The sequence below is a fragment of the Vicinamibacteria bacterium genome (assembly GCA_035620555.1).
In the GTDB taxonomy this organism is placed as follows: domain Bacteria; phylum Acidobacteriota; class Vicinamibacteria; order Marinacidobacterales; family SMYC01; genus DASPGQ01.
Map to the genome: position 1 here is coordinate 1 of DASPGQ010000690.1, position 4313 is coordinate 4313.

Annotated in this window: 4 protein-coding genes; 3 read left to right on the plus strand and 1 reads right to left on the minus strand. The window is 66.1% G+C overall.

Going from position 1 to position 4313, the window contains the following annotated elements; translation table 11 throughout:
- The 3 genes from VEK15_27850 to VEK15_27860 all read left to right on the plus strand — a co-directional run.
- Positions 1-1921 (plus strand): 4Fe-4S dicluster domain-containing protein (locus VEK15_27850; GenBank protein ID HXV64543.1); only part of this gene is annotated, 1921 nt, incomplete at its 5' end.
- Complete coding sequence (locus VEK15_27855) at positions 1918-2898, plus strand: dihydroorotate dehydrogenase-like protein (GenBank protein HXV64544.1); 981 nt, start codon at positions 1918-1920, stop codon at positions 2896-2898. The genes VEK15_27850 and VEK15_27855, both read left to right, overlap by 4 nt.
- A gap of 24 nt (positions 2899-2922) precedes the next feature.
- Positions 2923-3066, plus strand: a complete 144-nt coding sequence (locus tag VEK15_27860) for a hypothetical protein (GenBank protein HXV64545.1) — start codon at positions 2923-2925, stop codon at positions 3064-3066.
- Positions 3067-3471: 405 nt separating this feature from the next.
- On the opposite strand, the gene VEK15_27865 is transcribed toward VEK15_27860, so the two are convergent.
- A partial coding sequence (locus VEK15_27865) for a hypothetical protein (protein ID HXV64546.1) occupies positions 3472-4313 on the minus strand: 842 nt, incomplete at its 5' end.

A 4313-nucleotide genomic window follows, 5' to 3' on the forward strand; every position in this document is an offset into this window, starting at 1 on the left:
GCAGGTGGGAATGGGCGGGCGCATCAACACCATCATGCAGACCTGCTTCTTCGGAATCTCCGGCATCCTGCCCCGCGAGGAGGCGATCGCCCACATCAAGAAGTCGATCGAGAAGACGTACGGAAAGCGCGGCCCCGAGGTCGTGCGGCGGAACTGCGAAGTGGTGGACCTGGCGCTCGCTCACCTCCACGAGATACCCGTGCCGGAGGAGCCGAGCGCGACCCGCACGAGACCGCCCCTCGTCTCCGAGCGCGCCCCCGACTTCGTCCAGAAGGTAACGGCGGTGATGCTGGCGGGAAAGGGAGACCTGCTTCCGGTGAGCGCTTTTCCCGTCGACGGCACCTGGCCCGTGGCCACGGCGAAATGGGAGAAGCGCAACCTCGCCCTCGAGATCCCGGTGTGGGATCCGAAGGTCTGCATCCAGTGCAACCAGTGCGCGCTCGTCTGCCCCCACGCCGCCATCCGCGCGAAGGCCTATGACGAGACCGCTCTCGGGGGAGCGCCTCCCGCCTTCCAATCGACCGCGTACAAGGGCCCGGAGTACAAAGGCAAGGCGTTCACGATCCAGGTGGCGCCGGAGGACTGCACCGGCTGCAGCCTCTGCGTCAACGTCTGCCCCGCCAAGGACCGGACGAACCCCAAGCACAAAGCGATCAACATGTCACCCCAGGCACCGCTTCGAGAGGCCGAGCGCGCGAACTACGACTTCTTCCTCGGGATTCCGGAGATGCCGCGGACCTCGTTAGCACGGCTCGACCACAAGGGCTCGCAGTTCCTCGAGCCGCTCTTGGAGTACTCGGGTGCCTGCGCCGGATGCGGCGAGACGCCCTATCTCAAGCTCCTCACCCAGCTCTTCGGCGATCGCCTGCTCATCGCGAACGCCACCGGCTGCTCATCGATCTATGGCGGGAACCTCCCGACGACCCCCTATACCACGAACCGCGACGGGAGAGGCCCGGCCTGGTCGAACTCGCTCTTCGAGGACAACGCGGAGTTCGGATTCGGGTTCCGTCTCGCTCTCGACGCACACATCGCCGCGGCGCGGGCCCTCGTCGAGCGGCTGTCGACGCAGGTCGGGGAGGTCCTCGCGAAGGAGCTTCTCGAGGCCGACCAGGGAAGCGAAGCGGGAATCGCATCGCAGCGGAAGCGGGTGGAGACGCTCAAGAGGAAGCTCGGATCGATCGACCTTCCCGAGGCGCGGCGGCTCAAGACGCTCGCCGACTATCTCGTCAAGAAGAGCGTCTGGCTCGTGGGCGGTGACGGCTGGGCCTACGACATCGGCTATGGAGGGCTCGATCACGTGCTCGCGAACCGGCGCGACGTGAACGCGCTCGTCATGGACACCGAGGTCTACTCGAACACCGGCGGGCAGCAGTCGAAGGCGACCCCCCTCGGAGCCGCGGCCAAGTTCGCCGCCGCGGGAAAGCCGGTCGGAAAGAAGGACCTGGGCCTCCTCGCCGACATGTACGGACACGTTTACGTCGCGCAGGTCGCGCTCGGCGCGAAGATGGCTCAGACGGCTCAGGCGTTCCTCGAGGCCGAGGCGTACCCGGGGCCGTCGCTCATCATCGCTTACAGCCACTGCATCGCGCACGGCTACGACTTGGCCCAGGGTATGGCGCAGCAGAAGCTGGCCGTGGACTCGGGCGTCTGGCCGCTCTACCGCTTCGACCCGCGGCGCATCGCCCAGGGCGAGCCACCCCTCCACCTCGACTACGGACCACCGAAGGCGAAGGTCGCCGACTACATGAGAAACGAATCGCGCTTCCGCATGGTCGAGCGCGTCGACCCCGAGCGCTACAAGCGCTTCCTCGAGGAGTCCCAGGCCGCGGCGCAGCGCCGCTACGCGGTGTACCAGCAGCTCGCGGGAATCACCGTGCCAGTCGGTGAAGCCAGGGAGACCAAGGAGAAAGGTCCATGAATCTCACCACGAGCTATCTCGGCATCCGGCTGCCGCATCCGCTGATCGTGGGTTCCGGACCCCTCACCGACGATCTCGACATGGTCCGGAAGCTGGAGGACGAGGGCGCGGCCGCCCTGGTTCTGCGCTCGCTGTGGGAGGAAGAGATCACCGGCGAGCAGATGGCGGCGTTCTTCGCTTCTGAGAGCCACCAGGAGTCCTTCGCCGAGGCCACGAGCTATTCCCCCGATCCCCGTTCGGCGTTCGGACCGGACGAGTACGTGGAGCATCTTCAGCGCGTGAAGAAGGCCGTGGCAATCCCGGTGATCGCGTCTCTCAACGGCACCACCTCCGGCGGCTGGACCTCCTACGCGCGTCTCCTCGAGCAGGCTGGAGCGGACGCTCTGGAGCTCGTCCTCTACCACGCGGCGAGCGATCCGGACACCAGCGGGGCCGAGGTCGAGCGCCGGATGATCGACATCTTGACGGAGGTGAAGCGGGGGCTTCGCATTCCCGTCGCCGTCAAGCTGTCCCTGCTCTTCACCGCCTTCGGGAACTTCGCGCGCCGGCTCGACGAAGCGGGAGCGGATGGGCTCGTGCTCTTCACCCCGTTCCACGACGTGGATATCGACGTCCTCGCGCTCGAGGTGCGGCGCTGGTTTCCTCTCTCCGACTCGTCTTACCTCCGCCTGCGGCTTCGCGGAGTCGCGGCTCTCGCCGGCCGGGTGAAAGCTTCGCTCGCGGTGACGGGAGGCGTCCACACCGCGCTCGACGTGGTGAAGGCTACGATGGCCGGGGCCCATGCCACGCAAATGGTCTCGGCGCTGCTGCGCAACGGCCCGCGCCATCTGAGGACCTTGCGTACCGACCTCGAAGCATGGATGCAGGTGAACGAGTGGAGCTCCCTCGACGAGATGCGGGGATGCATGAGCTTCGGACGGATCCCCGACCCGGCGTCCTACGAGCGCGCCGACTTCAGGAGGATGCTCCATGGCTGACGACGCTCCTGGGATGAGGTGCGCATGACGGCGGCATGGCCCAATGGCAAGCATTCGAGCCGGTCGCTGGCAGAAGGAGATCACGGGCGAGCCGGTGTGCGCCGGTTCGCCGCGGCCGACGCCATTCACGTGGCGCAAACAAACCTGTCGCCGGCGATCGTCCTTTGATTCCCGATCCAACGAACGCTCCAGGAAGTTTCGCGGCGCCGACGGGCACACTCCATTGTCGCTGGCGGAGAGAATTCCCTGGAAATGCCGCCGGCTCATCGTCGGTACCGGTGCGCAGCAGGGTTTACCTGTAATGGAGGCTCAGGGCTGAAGCAAAGCGACGCCACATCGAGGTCGTCGTTCTGCCGACCGCCGAAGCGATCGAGGAATTGAAGCGGAGTCCCAAGAAGACCAACGCTATCCTTCACGTCACCTGCTGAACTAGCCCACCGGAACGCGGGCCCCGTAGTTCCCGAGGCGCTCGCCCGTGTTCGCGGGATACCGGCGCTCGCGGTGAGAAAGGAAGCGCGCCTTCGCCTCAGGTGAGCTCGAGGCGGACAGGGGTAGTCTCCTCACACGCCGGAGTCACTTCCCCTGGGCTCGTCCGCCGGCCTCGCTCTGCTCGAGCCGGGTCTTGGTCGCTTGGAGCGCTCCGAGCATCCCGTCCCGTACCTCGTTTTGAACTCGGCGACGCACGAAAGTCCCGGTGAAGCCGCTGAGCCCGTCGGATCGACTGCGGCTCACCGTGACGAGCCAGAACCCACGACCGCGCGAGGGATCGGGAATCAGCGCGCGCAGCTCGACAGCCGTCCAGAAGTAATGGCTCGCGTAGAGCATCTTCGACGCGACCAGCGCACCGTCCGATACCTCCTGGATCACCAGATGGCTGATGCGAATGGTGGGCTTCAGCCCGAACTCCGTCTCCTGCCAGTACAGAAACGACGTCGAATCCGGCAGCGTGGCGCTGGGGTACTCGAGGAGGTAACGGCGGACGTCGGGAAGAAAGGCCGTGAGCTCCGGCATCTGCCCGATCATGGACCGGAACTCCTCCGCCACGAACGTGGGGCGGGACTTGTCCCGATAGACCGCGAGCCGATGGTTGCCTCCCTCGAGGTATCCCGTCACGTACTCGTAGGCGAGCTCTCGCACGACCGACTCCGCCGCCTCGAGAGCGTTCTCGCTCTCCCAGTCCACGTCGGCGCGAATCCTCGCGAGGCCTTCTTCGCTCAGCTTCAGCGCGCAATCTCCGAGCTTGCAGTCCCGGAGGTCGTCGAGCTCTTCTTTCGACAGTCGCATCTGAGCGAAGTCCTCCAGTCTCGGGGGCGAGCTGAGGCGCTTCGTGACGTTGAAGCCCTTGCCCCGCTCGAAGCTCTCGATGTCGTTGACGGCCGCAATGTACCGGTGGATCGGGGCCGCGATCCAGATGG

Coding starts and splice junctions, on each gene's coding strand:
- VEK15_27855 (HXV64544.1), top strand. CDS start 1,918: ATGAATCTCACCACGAGCTATCTCGGCATCCGGCTGCCGCATCCGCTG.
- VEK15_27860 (HXV64545.1), top strand. CDS start 2,923: ATGACGGCGGCATGGCCCAATGGCAAGCATTCGAGCCGGTCGCTGGCA.